The sequence below is a fragment of the Pseudomonas sp. P97.38 genome (assembly GCF_001269745.1).
Taxonomy (GTDB): Bacteria; Pseudomonadota; Gammaproteobacteria; order Pseudomonadales; family Pseudomonadaceae; genus Aquipseudomonas; species Aquipseudomonas chlororaphis_E.
In genome coordinates this window covers 161,511-181,043 of the sequence record NZ_LHVJ01000009.1, presented here as the reverse complement: position 1 = coordinate 181,043, position 19,533 = coordinate 161,511, and the positions used below count along the sequence as shown (strand labels likewise).

Below are 19,533 nucleotides of genomic sequence, written 5' to 3'. Positions count from 1 at the left end.
TTGAAGAACGGCTTCGTTTGACCAAACTAACCATCTAGTACAATTTATCTCCAACGGCTGGAACCCGGCCAACACCAACAATAAAAAGTGTGGAGAGAATTGCGATGCCTCCGATCGTCCTGGTGCTGAACGGCCCGAACCTGAACCTTCTCGGTACACGCGAGCCGGGCACCTATGGTCATGAAACCCTGGCGGACATTTCCGCGCTGTGCGCACGCGCCGCTGAAGAGTTCGGCCTGGCGGTGGAGTTTCGCCAGACCAACCAGGAAGGCGAACTGCTCGACTGGATTCACGGCGCCCGTGGCCGCTGTGCCGGTATCGTCATCAACCCGGCCGCCTGGACCCACACCTCGGTGGCCATCCGCGACGCCCTGGTGGCCAGTGAAATCCCGGTGATCGAAGTTCATTTGTCCAACGTCCATGCGCGGGAAACCTTCCGCCATCACTCCTTCGTCTCCTCCATCGCCATCGGTGTGATGTGCGGGTTTGGCAGCCACGGCTATCGCCTGGCCCTGGAACATTTCAGTCAGCGGTTGAAGGGTTGATCCACATGTCGAACATCACTGTGCTCGCCGGGCTGATCGGCGCCGGTATCCAGGCCTCTCGCACCCCTGCCCTGCACGAGCACGAAGGCGACGCCCAAGGCATGCGCTACCTCTACCGGTTGATCGACCTCGATGCGCTGACACTCGACAGCAGCGCCCTGCCCGACCTGCTGGCCGCCGCCGAACGCATGAGCTTTACCGGCCTGAACATCACCTTTCCGTGCAAGCAGGCGATCATCCCGCTGCTGGACGAACTGTCGCCCGAAGCCCGCGGCATCGGCGCGGTGAATACCGTGGTGCTCAAGGACGGCAAACGCGTCGGCCACAACACCGATTGCCTGGGGTTCGCCGAAGGGTTTCGCCGTGGCCTGGGGGATGTTTCCCGCGGGCACGTGGTCCAGATGGGCGCCGGCGGCGCCGGTGCGGCCGTTGCCCACGCGCTATTGGCTGAAGGCGTACAGACGCTGAGTATTTTCGATGTGGAAGTCAGCCGCGCCGAGGCCTTGGCCCACAACCTGAACCAACACTTCGGCGCCGGTCGCGCCCGGGCCGGGCATGACTTGCCCGCCGCCATGGCCGAGGCCGACGGCCTGGTCAACACCACCCCGATGGGCATGACGAAGTTGCCGGGCATGCCGGTGCCGGTCGAGCTGTTGCGGGGCGCGTTGTGGGTGGCGGAAATCGTCTACTTCCCCCTGGAAACCGAACTGCTGCGCAACGCCCGCGCCTTGGGCTGCCGCACACTCGATGGCGGCAACATGGCCGTGTTCCAGGCGGTGAAGGCCTTTGAATTGTTCAGCGGCGTGGTGCCGGATGCGCAGCGGATGCTGGAACACTTCCAGCGCATGAATCACTGAAGACCTGTCGGAGCGGGCTTGCTCGCGAATGCGATCTGCCAGTCAACCTCCATGGCGACTGTGCGGGCCCTTTCGCGAGCAAGCCCGCTCCCACAGGGGTTGCGTTCAGGCCTGCAAATAGCGCAGCACCGACTCGCAGATCATCTGTCGATGACGCTGCTTGATCGCTTCGTCCGACAGGTCAATCTGAAAAATCTCGCCAAAGGTGTGACGGTTCGACACCCGGTGAAAACAGAACGAGCTGATCAGCAAGTGCACATCCAGCGGTGCCAGGCCCGCCCGGAACACGCCGTCTTCAGCGCCCCGCCGCAGGATCAGGTCGAGGGAGTCGAGGATGGTGCTGTTCATGGCCTTGATCACCCGCGACTGCTTGACGTACTCGGCGTTATGGATGTTCTCGATGGCGACGATCCGCACGAAATCCACATTGCGATCATGGTGGTCGAACGTGAACTCCACCAGGCGCCGTATCGCGTGGACCGGCGCCAGCTCGGCCAGGTGCAGTCGGCCCTCGGTGCTGCGGATATCGCCGTAGAGCTTCTCCAGCACCTCGATGTACAGCTGCTCCTTGCTGCCGAAGTAGTAATAGATCATGCGCTTGGAGGTATGGATGCGTTCGGCGATGGCATCGACCCGGGCGCCGGCCAGGCCCTGCTGGACGAATTCGACGATGGCTTCCTGAAGAATGTTTTCCCGGGTTTTCTCCGGGTTGTTCTTGCGACTCTTGCGCGGCGCGACGAGGGGCTCGTCGAGGTCTGCGGGAAGCTCTGGATTCATAGTCATTGTGGGCTCACGGCCATCACTGCAAGGCTTGCGATTATGGGCCGCGCCGTGCAGCGAAGGAAGTCACGGGGCCGCCCTTTGCCGCCACTTTTACGATTTCCCTACAACTTGGCATGCCGCAAGCCACCGCTGCGGGATTTCGCCATGGCCGCCAGCCGCACCGCCACGTTGGCCGCGCCGTAGCCGGCGTAACCGTTCTTGCGCTGGATGATCTCGAAGAAAAACCGCCCCTCGAACGGTTCGGTGTAGACATGAAACAACTCGCCGCCCTGGGCGTCGCGGTCATACAGCACGTTGAAATAGGCCAGCTCGCTGAGGAACTCATCGTCGAAATCGAAACGCGCGGCCAGGTCGTCATAGTAATTGAGCGGAATGTCCAGCAGCGGCACTCCGGCGTCCTTGGCGCGGCTGACCTGGGCGAAGATGTCATCGCAATCGAAGGCGATGTGGTGCACGCCAGAGCCACGATAACTCGACAGCGCGTGTGAGATTGCCGTGTTGCGGTTTTCGGAAATGTTCAGCGGCAACCGGATCGAACTGCAGCGGCTGCGCAGGGCGCGGCTTTTCACCAGGCCATAGGGGTCGGGCAGCACCACTTCGTCGTCGGCCTCGAAATCCAGCAGGCTCTTGTAGAACAACACCCAACTGTCGAGGCTGTCGGCCGGCAACGCCATGGCCATGTGGTCGATGCGCTTGAGCCCGGCCCCGATGACCGCGCCCGGTTGCAAATTGAAATCGGTGCCATAGACGTCGGCGTCCTGGTCGACCAGGTAGATCAGGCTGCCGTCGGGTGCGCGCACCGCCGCCAGCTCCAGCTCATTGGGCCCGACCAACCCGCGGTAGGGCTGGCCCTTGTAGGCCACCGCCCGCGCCAGAGCGCTGGCACTGTCCTTGACCCGCAACGCGGTGGCGCACAATGACGGCCCGTGGGCTTCGAAAAAGCTGTGGGCGAAGGAGTACGGTTCACTGTTGAGGATCAGGTTGATATCGCCCTGACGCAGCAGGCTGACGTTCTTGGAACGATGCTGGCCGGCCTTGACGAAGCCCAGCCGCTCCAGCCAGTGGGAGAGCTTGGCGCCGAGGTTGTCGTCCACGGCAAACTCGAGGAACTCGATACCGTTGTATTCGCTGGCCGACGGCGTCGCGAACAGGCAATCGGCGTGACTGACCGGCACGGCCTCTTCGGCCAGGCGTTGGCGGGTTTTCTCTTCCAGGTACAGCAGCGAGCGCAAGCCATCGGCGGCGTTGGCCCGGGGCGGCGCGGCGCGGAAGCCGTCGTTGAAGATCTCCAGCGACAGCGGACCGCGGTAGCCACTCTTGATGATCGGCGCCAGGAAACCCGGCAAGTCGAACTCGCCCTGGCCGGGGAAGCAACGAAAATGGCGGCTCCACTCCAAAACATCCATTGCCAGGATCGGCGCGTCGGCCATCTGCACGAAAAAAATCTTCTCGCCGGGGATCTCGGCAATCGCCCTCGGATCGCCCTTCAGGGACAAGGTGTGGAAGCTGTCGAGCAGCACGCCAAGGCTTGGATGATCGGCCTGGCGCACGATGTTCCAGACCTGTTGATAAGTATTGACGTGCCGGCCCCAGGCCAACGCTTCATAGCCGATGCGCAGGCCGCGCGCGCCAGCCCGTTCGGCCAGCAACCGCAGGTCATCGACCAACAATTGCTCATCGCCCAGGCTGTCGGCCGAGGCATTGCTGCACACCAGCACCAGGTCGGTGCCCAGCTCCTGCATCAGGTCGAATTTGCGCTCGGCCCGCTCCAGGTTGCGCGCCAGGCGATCACGACGGCAGCCTTCGAAGTCACGAAACGGCTGGAACAAGGTGATGGCGATGCCCAGGTCGGCGCACATCTGCCTGATTTCCCGCGGGCTGCCATCGTAATAGAGAAGGTCGTTCTCGAAGATTTCCACACCGTCGAAACCGGCGGCGGCAATGGCTTCGAGTTTTTCCGGCAGGGTACCGCTCAAGGAAACGGTGGCAATGGAACGCTGCATGACTTCGGCTCCCGGGAGGCATCGGCTACAGAGTTGCGGCGCTGTTGGCAGCGCTTTTGAAGGAATGAACCGATTATTGAGGCGCTGATGGCTTTCAGCAATTTAATATGTACCACCCAGTTAGTTTTTTGGGCGATTATCGAACAAAATGCCTTGGGGCGAATTGACGATTTTTCGTCCACTGCGCACCATCAGCCCCACATTGACGCAGCCGGATTGGCCGGCGTCGTGGAATACCCCGATCACCCCATAAAAATTTCAAAAACGGGTACACGCTATGAATCCTTCCCAAAGTTCTCCCCTGAGCCCAGGCATGGGCGTCACGACCGGCGGCATCGGCGACAAAATCCGCGGCGCCCTGGCCGTGGGCAAGACCCGTTGGGGCATGCTCGCGCTGGTGTTTTTCGCCACCACCCTGAACTACATCGACCGCGCCGCCCTCGGGGTGATGCAGCCCATCCTGGCCAAGGAAATGAGCTGGACGGCGATGGACTACGCCAACATCAACTTCTGGTTCCAGGTCGGTTATGCCGTGGGCTTTGTCCTGCAGGGCCGGCTGATCGACCGGATCGGCGTCAAGCGCGTGTTCTTCTGCGCCGTGCTGCTCTGGAGCCTGGCGACCGGTGCCCATGGCCTGGCCACTTCGGCGGTCGGCTTCATGGTCTGCCGCTTCATCCTGGGCCTGACCGAAGCGGCCAACTACCCGGCCTGCGTGAAGACCACGCGGCTGTGGTTTCCGGCCGGCGAACGGGCGGTGGCCACCGGTATTTTCAACGCCGGGACCAACGTCGGCGCAATGTTCACGCCGATGCTGCTGCCATTGATCCTGCACGTGTGGGGCTGGCAGGCGGCGTTCCTGTGCATGGCCGCGCTGGGCGGGGTCTGGTTGCTGTTCTGGGGCCTGAAATACTTCAACCCGGAAGACCACCCCAACGTCAAGGCGTCGGAACTGGCCTACATCCAGGCCCAGGACGAACCGGAGCAGGCCCGCGTGCCCTTCTCCCGCATCCTGCGCATGCGCGGCACCTGGGCGTTCGCCCTCGCCTACTCGATCACCGCGCCGGTGTTCTGGTTCTACCTTTACTGGCTGCCGCCGTTCCTGAACCAGCAATACAACCTGGGCATCAACGTCACCCAGATGGGCATCCCGCTGATCATCATCTACCTGACCGCCGACTTCGGCAGCGTGGGCGGCGGTATCCTGTCTTCGTTCCTGATTGGCCGCGGCCTCAACCCGATCAAGGCGCGCCTGCTTTCCATGCTGCTGTTCGCCTGCTGCATCATCGGTGTGATCATGGCCGCCGGCGCAAGCAACCTATGGATGGCGGTGTTCGCCATTTCCCTGGCCATCGGCGCGCACCAGGCCTGGACCGCCAACATCTGGAGCCTGGTCATGGACTACACGCCCAAATACATGATGAGCACGGTGTTCGGCTTCGGCGGCATGTGCGCGGCCATCGGCGGGATGTTCATGACCCAGTTGGTAGGCCACATCCTGACCGTCACAAACAACAACTACACCGTGTTGTTCACCTTGATCCCGGCGATGTACTTCATCGCCCTGACCTGGCTGTACTTCATGGCGCCGCGCAAGATTCCAAATCTGGAGAGCTGATACGACCGCAGCCCCTGTGGCGAGAGACCTTCTTCCCTCACCACAACGGTTGCGGCAGCCAGTCACTTGCGTCGCTGCTGCCACGCCGCCGCCAGGCCACTCAGGCAGATCAGCACAATCCCGAACACCGTGGTCAACGTCGGCGTATGGTTGAACAACAACCACCCCAGCAGGCCGGCGAACACGATCTGACAGTACCCGAACGGCGCGAGCAGCGCCGGGGCGGCAAAGCGGAACGCCTGGGTCAGCATCAGGTGCGCCGTCATCCCGCAAGCCCCCAGCGCCAGCATCATCAAGCCGTGCACCAGGCTCGGCACCTGCCAGAAGAACGGCACCAGCGCACTCATCACCAACGTATTGCACAGGCCGGCGAAGAAGTTGCTGGTGGTCGGGCTGTCGATCTCGCTGAGCTTGCGGGTCAGCAACTGGTAGAAACAGAAGAACAGCGCCGAACAAAACGGCAGCAACACCGCCGGCTTGAACAGATCCCCGCCGGGATGGACGATGATCAACACCCCGATGAAACCGAAGATCACCGCGATCCACTGGCCACGCGTCACCCGTTCGCCCAGCAACGGCACCGACAACGCCGTGACCAGCACGGGGGCCAGGAAGTTGACCGCCGTCGCCTCCGCCAACGGGATGTACAACAGCGCCGTGGTGAAAAACAGGCTGGTGCCCAGCAGGCACAGCGCCCGGGCCACTTGCCACAGGGGACGCTTGGTGCGCAGCACCCGCAATCCCGAACGGGGCAGGAAGATGCCCGCCATCAACAGGGTGTGCACCACGTAGCGCGCCCACACCACCATGATGATCGGGTAGAAGCCCGAAAGGTATTTCGACAAGGCGTCATGGCTGGAGAACAGGAACGTTGCGCAAAGAATCAGCAGGATGCCCTTGAAGGCCTGATTGACGCCGGAAAGCGGAGTGCTGACGGTCATGTAGGAATCCCGCGGTGCATGATGTAAGAGGCCAGGGCTGGCGTGTGACGGATAAGACCGTGCCCACGCCCATTCAATCGCTGCGACGACCGGTTCAGTTGAACAACTCCGAAGCCTGGCTGGCCTGGGACAGCTCTTCGGCAAACGCCAGCAAGGTCGGTGCCAGCTCATGCAGGCGCGGCCGTGTCATCCGCACGCTGGGCCCGGCCACGCTGAGCACACCGACGACCCGGCCATCCACCGGATGACGCACTACGGCGGCAATGGCCGACGTACCGATCGCTGAACTTTCCTCGACACAGGCGTAGCCTTGCTCGCGCGCCTGGCGCAGGTACTCCAGCAACTGCGCCGAGTTGCGCGGCGCGTTGGGCCCCGCCTCTGCCGGCAGTTGGGCCGCCTGGCGTTCCACCCGCGACAGCGCCTCGGCGTCGCTCATGCACGCCAGCCAGGCATGGCCCGAAGCGGTATAGAACAGCGGCGCCTCGCGGCCCATGTCCGGGTCGTAGCGCAGCCCGGACCGCGCGCCCTGGGATTTGGCGATCCAGGTCTGGCAATCGCCTTCGATGACGCCCAGGCGCACCAGCTCGCCGGTTTCCCGGGCCAGGCGATCCAGCACGGGCTGCACGATGTCGGCGCCGCTTCGCGACAGGTAGCGAAACCCCATGGCCACCAGCCGGGTGGACAGGTGATACCGCAGGTTATCGGGGTTCTGGCGCACATAGCCCAGGCGCATCAGCTCGGCGAGCAAGCGATGGGTGGCGCTCTTGGGGATCTGCAACTGCTCGGCCAGCCCTAGCAGCGGCCAGCCTCGGGGATCGCTGGCGAGATTTTCCAGCACATTGAAGACACGTTCGATTTGACTGCCGGCCATGGACGATCCAGATGAGTACGCTAATTCCAGAATAAGCGAAGTGTAATGCAAATTCTGGAACGACATGGAATTTTAATCCATACCGTTGTCAGCAAGCCGGCGCGAGAAGCGGCACTTCGCGCCATGCTGAAGGTCAACGGATACAGCGCACTCGCGAGCCGATCCGTTCCCACAGTCAAAAATCTGTTAGTGAACTGGCGGCAATCCCACTCAGCGGCAACACTGTTCACACCGGTCAATCAGAGGACTGCCCACATGCTATGGAAAAAAGGTCGCCGCAGTGACAACGTGGTGGACGCCCGAGGCGATGGCGGCGGCGGTGGCGGATTGCGCTTCGGCGGCGGCAAAGGCTTGAGCCTGACGGCCATTCTCCTGATCGTCGGCATCGGTTGGATCACCGGCCAGGACCCGATGCAGATCCTCGGGCAACTGGCCGGGCAGATGGACACGTCCGCCCCCGCCTCGTCGCAAACCCGCCAGGCGCCGCCGGCCAACGACGAACAGGCCGAGTTCGTGCGCTCGATCCTCGGCGATACCGAAGACACCTGGGGCCAGGTCTTCCAGCAGGCCGGGCGCCAGTACCAGCAACCGAAGCTGGTGCTGTTCAGCGGTCGGGTCAACTCGGCCTGCGGCCTCGCGTCATCGGCCACCGGGCCGTTCTATTGCCCGGCAGACCGGCAGGTCTACCTCGACATGAGCTTCTTCAAGGAAATGGCCCAACGTTTCTCCGCGGCCGGGGACTTCGCCCAGGCCTACGTCATTGCCCACGAGGTCGGGCACCACGTGCAGACGCTGCTGGGCGTGTCGGCGAAAATCCAGCAGGCCCGCCAACAAGGCCGGCAGATGGAAGGCGACGGCGGCCTGTTGGTGCGCCAGGAATTGCAGGCCGACTGCCTGGCCGGCGTCTGGGCCAACCATGCCCAGAAACGCCTGAACTGGCTGGAACCGGGTGACATCGAAGAAGCCTTGAACGCCGCCAATGCCATCGGCGACGACCGCTTGCAGCAGCAGGGCCAGGGCCGCGTGGTACCCGACTCCTTCACCCACGGCACCTCGGCGCAGCGGGTACGCTGGTTCAAGACCGGGTTCGCCCAGGGCCAGGTCAGCCAGTGCGACACTTTCGCGGCGAAAACCCTGTAGATGAAGTGGGCCGCCTGGTTCGTGCTGGTGCTGGGCTGTGCCTTGGCCCAGGCCAATGAGCACGGCGTCAACGTGGTCGCGCAAGGGCGCCTGCAACTCAAGGGTGGCGCCATGGCCGTGGACGTCAGCCCGGCCCCGGCGTCCATCCAGCGCGTGCTGATCATTCTCCACGGTCGGCTGCGCAATGCCGACACCTACCTGCACAGCGCCGAAAAAGCGGCCGGGCAGGCCGGGCAACTGGGCACCACCCTGATCATCGCCCCGCAGTTTCTCAACGAGCAGGACGTTGCTCGCCACCTATTGCCCAATGACCTGCTCCGCTGGCAGGGCAACGACTGGATGGCCGCAGGCCTGTCCACGGGGCCGCATCCGGTCAGCTCGTTCCAGGTTCTGGACGACATCGTCGCGCGGGTCAGTGACCGGCAGCAGTTCCCCGAAGTGCAACAGATCGTCATCGCCGGCCATTCCGGTGGTGCCCAGGTCGTGCAGCGCTACGCCCTGCTCGCCCACGGCCCCTTCAGGATCAACCCGCGCTTCGTCGTCGCCAACCCGTCGTCCTACGCCTATTTCGATGAACAACGGCCGATGGCCTTCGATGCCGCCAGTTGTCCGGGTTTCAATCACTGGAAGTACGGGCTGAAAAACTTGCCGGCCTACGCCGCCGGGCAAACGCCGGCCCAACTGGAAGACAACTACATCAAGCGCGACATCGTCTACCTGCTCGGCCAACAGGATGTCGACCCGGAGCATCCAGCCCTGGACAAAAGCTGCGAAGCGCAAACCCAGGGGCCGTATCGGTTATCGCGCGGGCATTTCTTTTTCGACTACTTGACCAGAAGGCACCCAGGGGAGATGCCCCAACGGCTGATCGAAGTGCCCGGGATCGGGCACGATGGCAGTGGGATGTTCAATTCGCCCGAGGGGCTGAAGGCCTTGTTCGGGCAGTAAGCCTCGTCCTGCCTGAGTTGGTCTCATCGCGAGCAGTCGATCAACGCTTCAAGCCAACAGCATCCGCCGCAGCTCGTCACAATCGCGCGCATGCCAGTCCGTCAGTTCCGGCCACGGGTTGTCCGGTAGGTTCACCAGCACCGTTCGCGCCCCTGCCGCGCGACCGCAGTCCAGGTCGAAGCGGTAATCACCGACCATCACCATTGTCTCGGGGGCCACGTCCCAGGCCTGCGCCAGCTTCAACAAGCCACCGGGATGCGGCTTGGGCGGCGCCTCGTCGCGGCCCAGTACATCGGCCACGTCGAAACAGTCGGCCAGGCCGATGGCCTCCAAGGTGATATGGGCCAGTTCGCGGGCGTTGCGGGTCAGGATCCCCAGGCGATCACCGCGTCCTGCCAACTCGCGCACCAGCTCGACCGCCCCCGGTGCAGGCCTGGAGCCCAGCGCCAGGTCGCGCTCGTGCTCCAGCAGCCAGGCGTGCTTGGCCGCGGCCTCATCGGCCGGCAGGGCCGCCAGGTGGGTAAGGATGTCGTCTTCGGGCGGGATCGCCAGGGCCACCCGGATCGCCGCGAAGTCATGCACGGCGATGGTCAGCGTGCCGTCCATGTCGAAGACCCAGTGACGGACATCGGCCAGGCTCATGCCCAGTCCTTGCGATGGCGAATCAACCCTTCCTGGGTGACCGAAGCCACCAGTTGCCCGGCGCGGTTGAACACGCTGCCCCGGGAAAACCCGCGGGAGTTGCCGGCCCACGGGCTGTCCATGGCGTAGAGCAACCAGTCGTCGGCCCGCAGGTCGGCGTGAAACCACAAGGCATGGTCGAGGCTGGCGACCTGCATGTCCTTCTGCCAGACCGACTTGCCGTGGGGCAGCATCGAGGTGGTCAACAGGCCGAAGTCCGAGGCATAGGCCAGCAGGTATTTATGCAAGGCCGGCGAATCCGCCAGGGCGCCATCGGCGCGGAACCACACGTACTTGATCGGGTCGGCCGGCTGCGGGTTGTAAGGATCCTTTTCCGTGACCGGGCGCACTTCGATCGGCTTGGGGCACAACAGCTTTTCGCGCATGTGCTCAGGCAACAGGTGCGCGCGCTGCTGGGTCAGTTCCAGCTCGGACGGCAGGTTTTCCGGCCCGACCACCTGCGGCATGCTGCTCTGGTGCTCGAAGCCCAGTTCGTCGTACTGGAACGAGGCGCTGCAAGTGAAGATCGGATGGCCCTTCTGGATCGCCGTGACCCGGCGGGTGCTGAAGCTGCCGCCGTCACGCACCCGGTCCACCTGGTAGACCACCGGCAAGGCGGCGTCGCCGGGGCGCAGGAAATAACCGTGCATCGAATGGACGTGACGAGCCTCTTCCACGGTCTGGCTGGCCGCCGACAATGACTGGCCCAGCACCTGGCCGCCGAACAACTGGCGAAACCCCAAATCCTGGCTGCGACCGCGAAACAGGTTTTCTTCGATCGGTTCCAGGGTCAGCAGGTCGACCAGATCTTCCAACACGTGGCTCATTCAGACTTTCCTCACACAGCGCAATACCGCGCAGTCTGTGCTGCGGCGGTGGATCGATTGTTGGCCCGGGCCATTGGGCGGGCATTGTAAACGTCCGTGTTGGCTAACCGTGAAGGGTCTGCAACCACTGCTCACGATTGATGCGATAGAGCACATGGTGACGCAACGGATGGCCGACTGCGAGTGTTGGGTGTTCGAAGTCGTCCGCCGGGTCATGCTGCATGCCGATGGCCTGCATGACCTTCTGCGACGGCAGGTTGTCGACAGCGGTGAACGCCACCACTTCCTCCAGCCCCAAGGCATCGAAGGCACACCGCAGCGCGGTCCACGCGGCTTCGCTGGCATACCCCAGGCCCCAGTGCTCGCGGGCCAGGCGCCAGCCGATCTCGATCGCCGGGGTGAAAGGTGCGTCGAAGCCGACCACGCCAAGGCCGGTGAAGCCGACGAAGGCGCCGGTGTCCTTGCGCTCCAGCGCCCACAAGCCGAAACCGTGCTCGGCAAAATGCCCGCGCACGCGCCCGATCAGCGCGGCGCTTTCCAGGCGGCTCAGCGGCGCGGGGAAATAACGCATCACCTGCGGGTCCGCGCACATGGCGGAAAATTCCGGCAAGTCGTCGTCACGCCACTGGCGCAAGACCAGCCGCGCGCTTTCCAATTCGAGTATCGGCTCCATCTTCACTCCCTCTCCATGCCCTGAGTCTACATCGCTGGTAGGATCCGTCACTTAAATCACCTTTGAAAAACACCATGCCGTTGCCGCTGATCTACCACGAAGACTACAGCCCCGAATTCCCGGTGGAACACCGTTTCCCCATGGACAAGTTTCGCCTGTTGCGCGATCACCTCGTCGACAGCGGGCTGACCCGCGACGCCGACCTGCTGCGCCCTTCACTGTGTCCGCCGGACATCCTCGCCCTGGCCCATGACCGTGCGTATATCGAACGCTACATGGGGGGCGAGTTGTCCCGCGAGGACCAACGGCGCCTTGGCCTGCCCTGGAGCGACGCCCTGGCCCGCCGAACGGTTCGCGCCGTGGGCGGCTCGCTGCTGGCCGCCGAACAGGCCCTTGAGCACGGCCTGGCCTGTCACCTGGCCGGCGGCACCCACCATGCCCACTACGACCACCCGGCCGGCTTCTGCATTTTCAACGACCTGGCCGTGATCAGCCGTTATTTCCTGGCCAGCGGCCGGGTCTCGCGGGTGCTGATCTTCGACTGCGACGTGCACCAGGGCGACGGCACCGCGCGAATACTTCATGACACTCCCGACGCAGTGACAGTTTCCCTGCACTGCGAAAAGAATTTTCCGGCACGCAAGGCGCAAAGCGACTGGGACATCCCACTGCCGATGGGCATGGGCGACGCCGCCTACCTGGAGGTGGTGGACGACGCCCTCAACTACCTGTTGCCGCTGTACCAGCCGGACCTGGTGCTGTACGACGCCGGCGTCGATGTGCACAAGGACGACGCCCTCGGTTACCTGAAGCTGACAGACGAAGGCCTAGCCGCCCGCGACGAACGGGTCATGCGCCATTGCCTGGGGCGCGACATCCCGGTGGTCGGCGTGATCGGCGGCGGCTACAGCAAGGATCGCCAGGCCCTGGCCCGCCGCCACGGAATCCTGCACCACAGCGCACAAAAGGTCTGGACGTCATCAGGTTGTCATTGAAACCAGGGCGCGTTACCCACAATGCCTGTGGAGCGGCCTGTGGATAACCTGAGCGAAACGACTTGCAGGCCATGGCAAACATGGCTTGCGGAGCCCTGACTGTTTTTTGAACACCTGCACCTGCATCTCCCGCTCCCACAGGATTTGCGTGCTGATAGAATGCCGCGCCTACTCACTTCTTTGTCAGCGCCCATCATGACCTCGACCGGCCCATCCACCCCTCCAAACGTCACCGTCATCGGCGGCGGCCCCGCCGGCCTGATGGCCGCCGAGGTATTGAGCCAGGCCGGGATCCAGGTCGATGTGTACGACGCCATGCCCTCCGTGGGTCGCAAATTCCTGCTGGCCGGTGTCGGCGGCATGAACATCACCCACTCCGAAGCCTTTCCGGCGTTCCTGGCCCGCTACGGCGAGCGCGCAGCGAACCTCGCACCGTTGCTGCGCAGCTTCGGTGCCGATGAGTTGTGCCGCTGGATCCATGAGCTGGGCATCGACACCTTTGTCGGCAGTTCCGGCCGGGTCTTTCCCACCGACATGAAAGCCGCCCCGCTGCTGCGGGCCTGGCTCAAGCGCTTGCGCGACGGCGGCGTGGCGATCCACACGCGCCATCGCTGGCTCGGTTGGAACGCCGACGGCAGCCTGAAGATCGCCTCGCCGGCAGGCGAACACACGGTGCGACCCGCCGCGACGCTGCTGGCGCTGGGTGGCGGCAGCTGGTCGCGCCTGGGCTCCGACGGCGCGTGGATGCTGCCCCTGGAACAACGCGGCGTCACCCTGGCACCGCTGCAACCGAGCAACTGCGGCTTCGACGTCCAGGCCTGGAGCGAACTGCTGGTCAGCAAGTTCGCCGGTGCGCCGCTGAAGAACGTTGCCCTGGGCCTGGACGACGATGTGCCGCGCCTGGGCGAATGCGTGATCACCGCCACCGGCCTGGAAGGCAGCCTGGTCTATGCCTTGTCGGCGTCGATTCGCGAGGCCATCAACCAACACGGCAGCGCCACGCTCCATCTGGACCTGCTGCCTGGCCGGCCTGTGGACAAAGTCTCCCAGGCCCTGGGCAAGCCACGCGGCTCACGCTCGATGGCCAAGCATCTGCACAGCCAGTTGGGCCTGGATGGGGTCAAGGCCGCACTGCTGCGCGAACTCACCCCCGCCGACGCCTTCGCCGACCCAGCACGGCTCGCCCAGGCCATCAAGGCCCTGCCCATCACCCTGGTCAAGCCTCGTCCGCTGGATGAAGCCATCAGCAGTGCCGGCGGCGTGGTGTTCAGCGGCCTGGACGAGAACCTGATGCTGAAGTCCGTTCCGGGGGTGTTCGTTGCAGGGGAAATGCTCGACTGGGAAGCGCCGACCGGCGGCTACCTGCTCACGGCGTGCTTTGCCAGCGGCCGGGCAGCGGGGTTGGGAATGGTGGAGTTTCTTCGAGACAGCAGCGTTTAAGCTACGAGCCTGGCGCGTCCACTTGCAGCTCGTAGCTTGCAGCTTGCCGCTGCCCCTCTAAGGTTTGCGCTTGCGCGGCCCGGTGTTGAACACCGGCACTTTACGCACAGGCTTGACCGAAGGCTCCACCGGCGCCGCATCACCGCTGTCCACCCATTTGCCCAGGTTGCGCTTGCCGCCACCGCCGGTGGCTTTCGGTTTCTTCGGCTTTTTCGGTTTCTTGATGACCTGGCCGCTGGCGTCGGTTTCCGGGACCCGGTGTTCCGGCTCGAAATCATGCTCCGTTTGCCGAGGCAACGTCTGACGAGTCAGGGTTTCGATGGCTGACAGCAAATTCACTTCGTCGGCGCAGACCAGGGAAATCGCTTGCCCGGTCGAGCCCGCCCGACCGGTACGGCCGATGCGATGGATGTAGTCCTCGGCCACGATCGGCAGGTCGAAATTCACCACCAACGGCAAATCCTCGATATCCAGGCCACGAGCGGCAACGTCGGTGGCGACCAGGATCTGCACCTCACCCACTTTGAAACGGTCCAGGGCACGCTGGCGCGTGGCCTGGGGCTTGTCGCCATGGATGCCATCGGCGTTGACGCCCAGGCCCTGGAGTTTTTCCACCAGCGCATCGACCCCGTTACGGGTCTTGGCGAACACCAGCACCTGCTTCCACTTGTCCTTGCGCATCAAGTGCACGAACAGTTCCGGCTTGCGCTTCTTGTCCACCGTCACCACCCATTGCTTGACGGTGTTGGCCGCCACGTTGCGCGGGCTCACTTCGATGCTCAGCGGGTCGTTGAGCATCTGCCCGGCCAGCAAGCGGATCGCGTCGGAAAAGGTCGCCGAGAACAGCAACGTCTGGCGCTTCTTCGGCAGCGCCCGGTAGATATTCGCCAATTCCTCGGAGAAACCCAGGTCGAGCATGCGGTCGGCTTCGTCCAGCACTAGGGTCTGCAGCTGGTTGAATTTCAGGGCGTTCTGGCGGAACAGATCGAGCAGGCGCCCCGGCGTGGCGACCAGCAGGTCGACGCCTTTGCGCAGCTTCATCATCTGCGGGTTGATGCTGACGCCGCCGTACACCGCGTAGGTGCTCAACGGCAGGTTCTGCGCGTATTCACGCACGCTTTCATGGACCTGCTCGGCCAGTTCGCGGGTCGGCACCAGGATCAGCGCCCGCACCGAGTTGGCCGCCACTTTCGGCCCTTCGGTGGTCAGCAACTGCAACAGCGGCACGGCGAAACCGGCGGTCTTGCCGGTGCCGGTCTGGGCCGCGGCCATCAGGTCACGACCGGCCAGCACCGCCGGCATGGCCTGGGCCTGCACCGGGGTCGGGGTCTGGTAGCCGAGCGCGTCGAGGGCGCGCAGCAAGGGTTCGATCAGGCCAAGGGAGGCGAAAGTCATGGAAATACCGTAGGAAAAGTCAGCGCATGGTGTGCAATGCGCGGCAGTTTACCTCAATTCAGGATTCGACCGGCGCAGGCTTGGGCTTGCGCCACTGGGGCAGCCCGATCAGCACCACGGCGCTGATGATCACCAGCATCGCCAAGGCCTCTTCAATGCCGATGGTCTCGCCGGCAAACACGATACCCAGCAACACCGCCACCGCCGGGTTGACGTAGGCGTAGCTGGTGGCCGCCGCAGGACGGACATGCTTGAGCAGGTACATGTAGGCGTTGAAGGCGATGATCGAACCGAAGAAGGTCAGGTAGGCCAGCGCGAACCAGCCCTCGAACGGCGGTACGCGCTCCAGGTGCTCACCACTGACGAAGCTGCCGATCAGCAGCACCACGCCGCCCACCAGCATTTCAATGGCGCTGGCCATCGCCCCCGCCGGCAGCGGCACGTGTTTGCTCAGCACCGAGCCAAAGGCCCAGGACGCGGCCGCGAACAACAGCAAAGTCGCACCCAACGGGCTCGATTGCAGGTTGGAACCCAGGTTGAGCATGGCGATGCCAATCAAGCCAAGCACGATCCCGGCCCATTCCAGACGGGTATTACGCGCGCCCCAGAAATATCCGCAGAGCAAGGTGAACAACGGCACCGTGGCCACGGCCAGGGCCGCCACCCCGGACGCCACGCCCGAGTGCTCGGCCACGCTGACCGCGCCGTTGCCAAAGCTGAGCAGCAACACGCCGATGAGGGCACCGGCCTTCCACTGCGCCCAGGTCGGCGCCGGTGCCCCACGCCAGCGCAAAAAGCCGTACATCAACGACCCGGCCAACACAAAGCGAATACCCGCCAGGAGCAGCGGCGGCCAATGCTCGACGCCGAGGCGGATCACCAGATAGGTCGACCCCCAGATGACATACAAGGCAAAAAAGGCAGCGATCAATGGCAGAGGAAAACGGCGTAGGCCCGGCATGGTCAGCTCGAAGTCAGGACAAGGAGAGCCGCTATTCTAGAAAGGCGACGAGCGGAAAATAAGCTACAAAACCTGTTTATCGCAGCCATACACTTTTCAAAACAAGGAGATCGACGCTATAAACCGTGCTTTCGAAAGTCATGTCAGTTGGAAGGCCTACCTGTGGATAAATACGACCGCATGCTGCTCGCCGCCCTGTTGGAAAACGGCCGGGCTTCCTACGCCGACCTGGCCCGCAAAGTGAACCTGTCGGCGCCGGCCGTGGCCGAGCGCGTCAGCAAGCTGGAGGCCAGCGGGGTGATCACCGGCTATCAGGCCAAGGTCGACATGGCGAAGATCGGCCTGCCGGTGCAGTGCGTGATCGAACTGCGGATGAACCAGCACGGCAACCAGAAGGCGTACGACGACTTGTGCAAGATCCCCCAACTGACCGAATGCCACCGGGTAACCGGCGACCCCTGCGTGATCATGCAGGCAGCAGTGGGTTCGATGCCGGAGCTGGAAGCACTGATCAACCGCATCGCCAAGTTCGGCTTCAGCAAGACCTCGATCGTGCTGTCCAGCGCCATTGAAAAGCGTGTGCCACTGGGGCAGTTGGAGGGCAACGGGAAATAAGGATCACTGACCCACCTGCGTGGGAGCGAGCTTGCTCGCGAATGCGGTGTATCAGTCGCACATTTACCGACAGCCCCACCGCATTCGCGAGCAAGCCCGCCCCCACAAGGGTTCTGTGGTGCGCTCAGAATCCGCGATGGCGCTTGAGATGTTCATTGATCTTGGCCGCCGGCACTTTCTGCAGGCGGCACAACAGATCATGGGACAACGTCTGCAACCCATGCTTTTGCCGCAGCTCCGAGGCCAGATGCGCGGTGAGGTTGGCGGCCATTTCGGCGTCGGCCATGGCCCGGTGCGCCTGGCCGGTGTGGGGCAGGCCGGCGAAGGTGTTGAGCGTGCCGAGCTTGTGGTTCGGCGCAGCCGGCATCAGGCGCCGGGCCAGCAGCAACGAGCAGGCGAAGTTCTGCAGGCGGGTGCGCTTGATTCGTCCCAGTTCGAAGTCCCAGAACTTCTGGTCGAACGCGGCGTTATGAGCCAGCAGCGGCGTGATGCCGACAAACTCATTGACCTCGTTCATCACCTTCTCGGCCGGCGGAGCGCTGCGCAGCATGGCGTTGCTGATGCCGGTCAGTTGCTCGATGAAGGCCGGAACGCGCACACCGGCATTCATCAGGCTCTGGTAACGGTCGACAATCCGGCCCTGTTCGAGGATCACCACGGCAATCTCGGTGGCCCGGCAACTGCTGCTGGGAGTGATGCCGGTGGTTTCAAAGTCGATGACTGCGATGCGTTCCAAACCTGCTGAACTCCGTAAAAATCAATTCTTGAGCAACAACGCGCCTTCGATGGGCACGTAGCGGCTGGCGGCGCGGATCAACGAGTTGGCGGTCAGCCCCGGCACGCCATAGGCCACCGCCTGCACGCCATGCTTGCTGATGATGCGTTCAAGCAGCATGTCGAAATCGCCATCGCCGGAGGCCAGCACCACTTCATCGACATGGTCGGCGGCGTCCATGATGTCCAGCGTGATGCCCACGTCCCAATCGCCCTTGGCCGAGCCGTCGCTGCGCTGGATGTAGGGCTTGAGCTTCACGGTGAAGCCCAGGTTGCGCAGGATCTGCTGGAACTGCTGCTGCTTGCTGTCGCCACGGTCGATCGCATAGGCATAGGCCTCGACGATCTGCCCCTGCTTGCTGACATCGGCCCACAGCGCGGCGTAGTTGAAGTGACAACCGTAGGCCTGGCGCACCGTGTAGTAGAGGTTCTGGACATCGGCGAACACTGCAATTTTCTTCACCGCGTTTCCTCTTGGCTGCACGAGCGCAGGCCATCTGGCCCGAAAAGTCGCCAGTATGCCAGCCAAGGGGAATGTTCCGCGAATAATCGGCCCGAGGCGCCAGGGCGCCCCGGACGAATGGCAGGTCAGACGAAGGAGTCGTCGTCGCCGAAGAAGGACCCGTCGTCGCTGTAGTCGGCGTCGCTGAAACCATCCGAATCGTTGCCGTACGCCTGGTTATCGGCCACGCGCTGGTCATCGCCCCAGCCGTTGTCACCGGTGTCATTGACCGGTTGAGCGGGCTCTTCCTTGATGACTTCGACGATCTCCTGGGGTTGCTGGCCGCTGTGAAACAAGCTGCTGATGCCTTGTGCCAGCATGACGCCACCGGCCACGCCCGCGGCGGTTTTCAGCGCACCGCCCAGGAAGCTGCTCGCCGCCGGGGCCTGCTGTGGCGTTGCGCCATAATTGCCCGGCGGCGCGTTGAAGCCTTGTTGGGCCGGGGCATTGAAAGACGACCGGGGCGGCTCGCGCCAGCCGCCACCGCTGGAGGGCGGTGGGCTCGCCGGACGGGCGTCGCGATTGCTGCCGCCGAAAATACTCGACAGAAAACCACCGCCACCACTGCTTGATGCCGGCGCCTGGCTCCGGGCCTGCTGCAGCTCGGCCTGCAATTGCTCGACTTGCTGGGCGAGCTGCCGGTTCTGCTCATCCAGACGCTTGATCGCGGCCTCCTGCACCAGAATCGCCTGGGCCATGAAATAGCCCGCGGCGGGCTGGCTCGCCAGGTGTTCCTTGATCCGCGCCTCGGCCTGGGCGTCGCGCGGGGCTGAATCCTTTTCGGCTTGTTGCAGCCGTGAAAACAGTCCATCGATCAGGGTTTGTTCTTCGCTGTTCATGGCGACCTCATCAGATTGCCGGGTAGAAAACCATTCCGATCACAAGACCGGTGCCCATCAGTAATGGGGCTTGCCTGGGCGGTTTCAACGGTCTTTACCAGATGTTTACGTTTGCTTGTGCGGGCACC

The 19,533-nt window shown here is 63.6% G+C and carries 20 protein-coding genes; 8 read left to right on the top strand and 12 right to left on the bottom strand.

Annotation, left to right across the window (positions count from 1 at the left end; genetic code table 11):
• Positions 1–104: 104 nt before the first annotated feature.
• Both aroQ and AD664_RS02830 read left to right on the top strand, forming a co-directional pair.
• The gene (gene aroQ / locus AD664_RS02835; RefSeq protein ID WP_053144249.1) at positions 105–545 is read left to right on the top strand and encodes a type II 3-dehydroquinate dehydratase; all 441 of its coding nucleotides are present in this window, start codon (positions 105–107) and stop codon (positions 543–545) included.
• Between the two features lie 5 nt (positions 546–550).
• Complete coding sequence (locus AD664_RS02830) at positions 551–1,402, top strand: shikimate dehydrogenase (protein ID WP_053144247.1); 852 nt, start codon at positions 551–553, stop codon at positions 1,400–1,402.
• 105 nt (positions 1,403–1,507) lie between these two features.
• Here the strand turns inward: AD664_RS02830 and AD664_RS02825 are convergent, their stop codons facing one another.
• Positions 1,508–2,185, bottom strand: a complete 678-nt coding sequence (locus AD664_RS02825) for a TetR/AcrR family transcriptional regulator (protein WP_053144245.1) — start codon at positions 2,183–2,185, stop codon at positions 1,508–1,510.
• Between the two features lie 101 nt (positions 2,186–2,286).
• Entirely contained in the window at positions 2,287–4,188 is a 1,902-nt protein-coding gene (quiC, locus tag AD664_RS02820; protein ID WP_053144244.1) for a 3-dehydroshikimate dehydratase QuiC, read from the bottom strand.
• 277 nt (positions 4,189–4,465) lie between these two features.
• Between quiC and AD664_RS02815 the strand changes: the two genes are divergently transcribed.
• Positions 4,466–5,803 (top strand): MFS transporter, encoded by a 1,338-nt coding sequence (locus AD664_RS02815; protein WP_047736311.1) that lies wholly within the window; start codon positions 4,466–4,468, stop codon positions 5,801–5,803.
• Positions 5,804–5,865: 62 nt separating this feature from the next.
• Here AD664_RS02815 and AD664_RS02810 read toward each other — a convergent pair whose 3' ends face one another.
• Both AD664_RS02810 and AD664_RS02805 read right to left on the bottom strand, forming a co-directional pair.
• Positions 5,866–6,744: a DMT family transporter gene (locus AD664_RS02810; protein WP_053144240.1), complete on the bottom strand. Its 879-nt coding sequence runs from the start codon at positions 6,742–6,744 to the stop codon at positions 5,866–5,868.
• A 94-nt stretch (positions 6,745–6,838) separates the two neighbouring features.
• Positions 6,839–7,615, bottom strand: coding sequence for an IclR family transcriptional regulator (locus AD664_RS02805; RefSeq protein ID WP_053144238.1), 777 nt, complete (start codon positions 7,613–7,615; stop codon positions 6,839–6,841).
• Positions 7,616–7,870: 255 nt separating this feature from the next.
• Here AD664_RS02805 and AD664_RS02800 point away from each other — a divergent pair, with 255 nt between their 5' ends.
• Both AD664_RS02800 and AD664_RS02795 read left to right on the top strand, forming a co-directional pair.
• Positions 7,871–8,755: a neutral zinc metallopeptidase gene (locus tag AD664_RS02800; RefSeq protein ID WP_053144236.1), complete on the top strand. Its 885-nt coding sequence runs from the start codon at positions 7,871–7,873 to the stop codon at positions 8,753–8,755.
• Positions 8,756–9,703, top strand: a complete 948-nt coding sequence (locus tag AD664_RS02795; RefSeq protein ID WP_053144234.1) for a hypothetical protein — start codon at positions 8,756–8,758, stop codon at positions 9,701–9,703.
• 48 nt (positions 9,704–9,751) lie between these two features.
• Here AD664_RS02795 and AD664_RS02790 read toward each other — a convergent pair whose 3' ends face one another.
• The 3 genes from AD664_RS02790 to AD664_RS02780 form a co-directional block, all read right to left on the bottom strand.
• Positions 9,752–10,345 carry an HAD family hydrolase gene (locus AD664_RS02790; RefSeq protein ID WP_053144232.1) on the bottom strand — a complete coding sequence of 198 codons (594 nt, stop codon included), beginning with the start codon at positions 10,343–10,345 and terminating at the stop codon, positions 9,752–9,754.
• Positions 10,342–11,211: an acyl-CoA thioesterase II gene (gene tesB / locus AD664_RS02785; protein ID WP_042728438.1), complete on the bottom strand. Its 870-nt coding sequence runs from the start codon at positions 11,209–11,211 to the stop codon at positions 10,342–10,344. Before tesB ends, AD664_RS02790 begins: the two co-directional genes overlap by 4 nt.
• 103 nt (positions 11,212–11,314) lie before the next feature.
• Complete coding sequence (locus AD664_RS02780) at positions 11,315–11,884, bottom strand: GNAT family N-acetyltransferase (RefSeq protein ID WP_053144230.1); 570 nt, start codon at positions 11,882–11,884, stop codon at positions 11,315–11,317.
• A 74-nt stretch (positions 11,885–11,958) separates the two neighbouring features.
• On the opposite strand from AD664_RS02780, the gene AD664_RS02775 reads away from it, so the two are divergent.
• Both AD664_RS02775 and AD664_RS02770 read left to right on the top strand, forming a co-directional pair.
• On the top strand, positions 11,959–12,879 hold the full coding sequence (locus tag AD664_RS02775) for a histone deacetylase (RefSeq protein WP_053144229.1): 921 nt from the start codon (positions 11,959–11,961) through the stop codon (positions 12,877–12,879).
• Positions 12,880–13,074: 195 nt separating this feature from the next.
• Positions 13,075–14,319 carry a TIGR03862 family flavoprotein gene (locus AD664_RS02770; protein WP_157061531.1) on the top strand — a complete coding sequence of 415 codons (1,245 nt, stop codon included), beginning with the start codon at positions 13,075–13,077 and terminating at the stop codon, positions 14,317–14,319.
• A gap of 57 nt (positions 14,320–14,376) precedes the next feature.
• On the opposite strand, the gene AD664_RS02765 is transcribed toward AD664_RS02770, so the two are convergent.
• Both AD664_RS02765 and yedA read right to left on the bottom strand, forming a co-directional pair.
• On the bottom strand, positions 14,377–15,714 hold the full coding sequence (locus AD664_RS02765; RefSeq protein ID WP_053144225.1) for a DEAD/DEAH box helicase: 1,338 nt from the start codon (positions 15,712–15,714) through the stop codon (positions 14,377–14,379).
• 58 nt (positions 15,715–15,772) lie between these two features.
• Positions 15,773–16,675 carry a drug/metabolite exporter YedA gene (gene yedA, locus AD664_RS02760; RefSeq protein WP_053144223.1) on the bottom strand — a complete coding sequence of 301 codons (903 nt, stop codon included), beginning with the start codon at positions 16,673–16,675 and terminating at the stop codon, positions 15,773–15,775.
• Positions 16,676–16,837: 162 nt separating this feature from the next.
• Here yedA and AD664_RS02755 point away from each other — a divergent pair, with 162 nt between their 5' ends.
• Positions 16,838–17,290, top strand: a complete 453-nt coding sequence (locus tag AD664_RS02755; protein ID WP_042728456.1) for an Lrp/AsnC family transcriptional regulator — start codon at positions 16,838–16,840, stop codon at positions 17,288–17,290.
• Positions 17,291–17,414: 124 nt separating this feature from the next.
• On the opposite strand, the gene AD664_RS02750 is transcribed toward AD664_RS02755, so the two are convergent.
• The 3 genes from AD664_RS02750 to AD664_RS02740 all read right to left on the bottom strand — a co-directional run bounded on the left by AD664_RS02750 (position 17,415) and on the right by AD664_RS02740 (position 19,405).
• On the bottom strand, positions 17,415–18,026 hold the full coding sequence (locus tag AD664_RS02750) for a PolC-type DNA polymerase III (RefSeq protein WP_047736323.1): 612 nt from the start codon (positions 18,024–18,026) through the stop codon (positions 17,415–17,417).
• Positions 18,027–18,047: 21 nt separating this feature from the next.
• The gene (locus AD664_RS02745) at positions 18,048–18,527 is read right to left on the bottom strand and encodes an NYN domain-containing protein (RefSeq protein WP_030140338.1); all 480 of its coding nucleotides are present in this window, start codon (positions 18,525–18,527) and stop codon (positions 18,048–18,050) included.
• Positions 18,528–18,652: 125 nt separating this feature from the next.
• Positions 18,653–19,405, bottom strand: a complete 753-nt coding sequence (locus AD664_RS02740; RefSeq protein ID WP_053144221.1) for a DUF2076 domain-containing protein — start codon at positions 19,403–19,405, stop codon at positions 18,653–18,655.
• Positions 19,406–19,533 lie beyond the last annotated feature (128 nt).

Bases quoted from the DNA above. Each gene is read 5' to 3' on its own strand.
- aroQ (WP_053144249.1), top strand. From the start codon at position 105: ATGCCTCCGATCGTCCTGGTGCTGAACGGCCCGAACCTGAACCTTCTC.
- AD664_RS02830 (WP_053144247.1), top strand. From the start codon at position 551: ATGTCGAACATCACTGTGCTCGCCGGGCTGATCGGCGCCGGTATCCAG.
- AD664_RS02825 (WP_053144245.1), bottom strand. From the start codon at position 2,185: ATGACTATGAATCCAGAGCTTCCCGCAGACCTCGACGAGCCCCTCGTC.
- quiC (WP_053144244.1), bottom strand. From the start codon at position 4,188: ATGCAGCGTTCCATTGCCACCGTTTCCTTGAGCGGTACCCTGCCGGAA.
- AD664_RS02815 (WP_047736311.1), top strand. From the start codon at position 4,466: ATGAATCCTTCCCAAAGTTCTCCCCTGAGCCCAGGCATGGGCGTCACG.
- AD664_RS02810 (WP_053144240.1), bottom strand. From the start codon at position 6,744: ATGACCGTCAGCACTCCGCTTTCCGGCGTCAATCAGGCCTTCAAGGGC.
- AD664_RS02805 (WP_053144238.1), bottom strand. From the start codon at position 7,615: ATGGCCGGCAGTCAAATCGAACGTGTCTTCAATGTGCTGGAAAATCTC.
- AD664_RS02800 (WP_053144236.1), top strand. From the start codon at position 7,871: ATGCTATGGAAAAAAGGTCGCCGCAGTGACAACGTGGTGGACGCCCGA.
- AD664_RS02795 (WP_053144234.1), top strand. From the start codon at position 8,756: ATGAAGTGGGCCGCCTGGTTCGTGCTGGTGCTGGGCTGTGCCTTGGCC.
- AD664_RS02790 (WP_053144232.1), bottom strand. From the start codon at position 10,345: ATGAGCCTGGCCGATGTCCGTCACTGGGTCTTCGACATGGACGGCACG.
- tesB (WP_042728438.1), bottom strand. From the start codon at position 11,211: ATGAGCCACGTGTTGGAAGATCTGGTCGACCTGCTGACCCTGGAACCG.
- AD664_RS02780 (WP_053144230.1), bottom strand. From the start codon at position 11,884: ATGGAGCCGATACTCGAATTGGAAAGCGCGCGGCTGGTCTTGCGCCAG.
- AD664_RS02775 (WP_053144229.1), top strand. From the start codon at position 11,959: ATGCCGTTGCCGCTGATCTACCACGAAGACTACAGCCCCGAATTCCCG.
- AD664_RS02770 (WP_157061531.1), top strand. From the start codon at position 13,075: ATGACCTCGACCGGCCCATCCACCCCTCCAAACGTCACCGTCATCGGC.
- AD664_RS02765 (WP_053144225.1), bottom strand. From the start codon at position 15,714: ATGACTTTCGCCTCCCTTGGCCTGATCGAACCCTTGCTGCGCGCCCTC.
- yedA (WP_053144223.1), bottom strand. From the start codon at position 16,675: ATGCCGGGCCTACGCCGTTTTCCTCTGCCATTGATCGCTGCCTTTTTT.
- AD664_RS02740 (WP_053144221.1), bottom strand. From the start codon at position 19,405: ATGAACAGCGAAGAACAAACCCTGATCGATGGACTGTTTTCACGGCTG.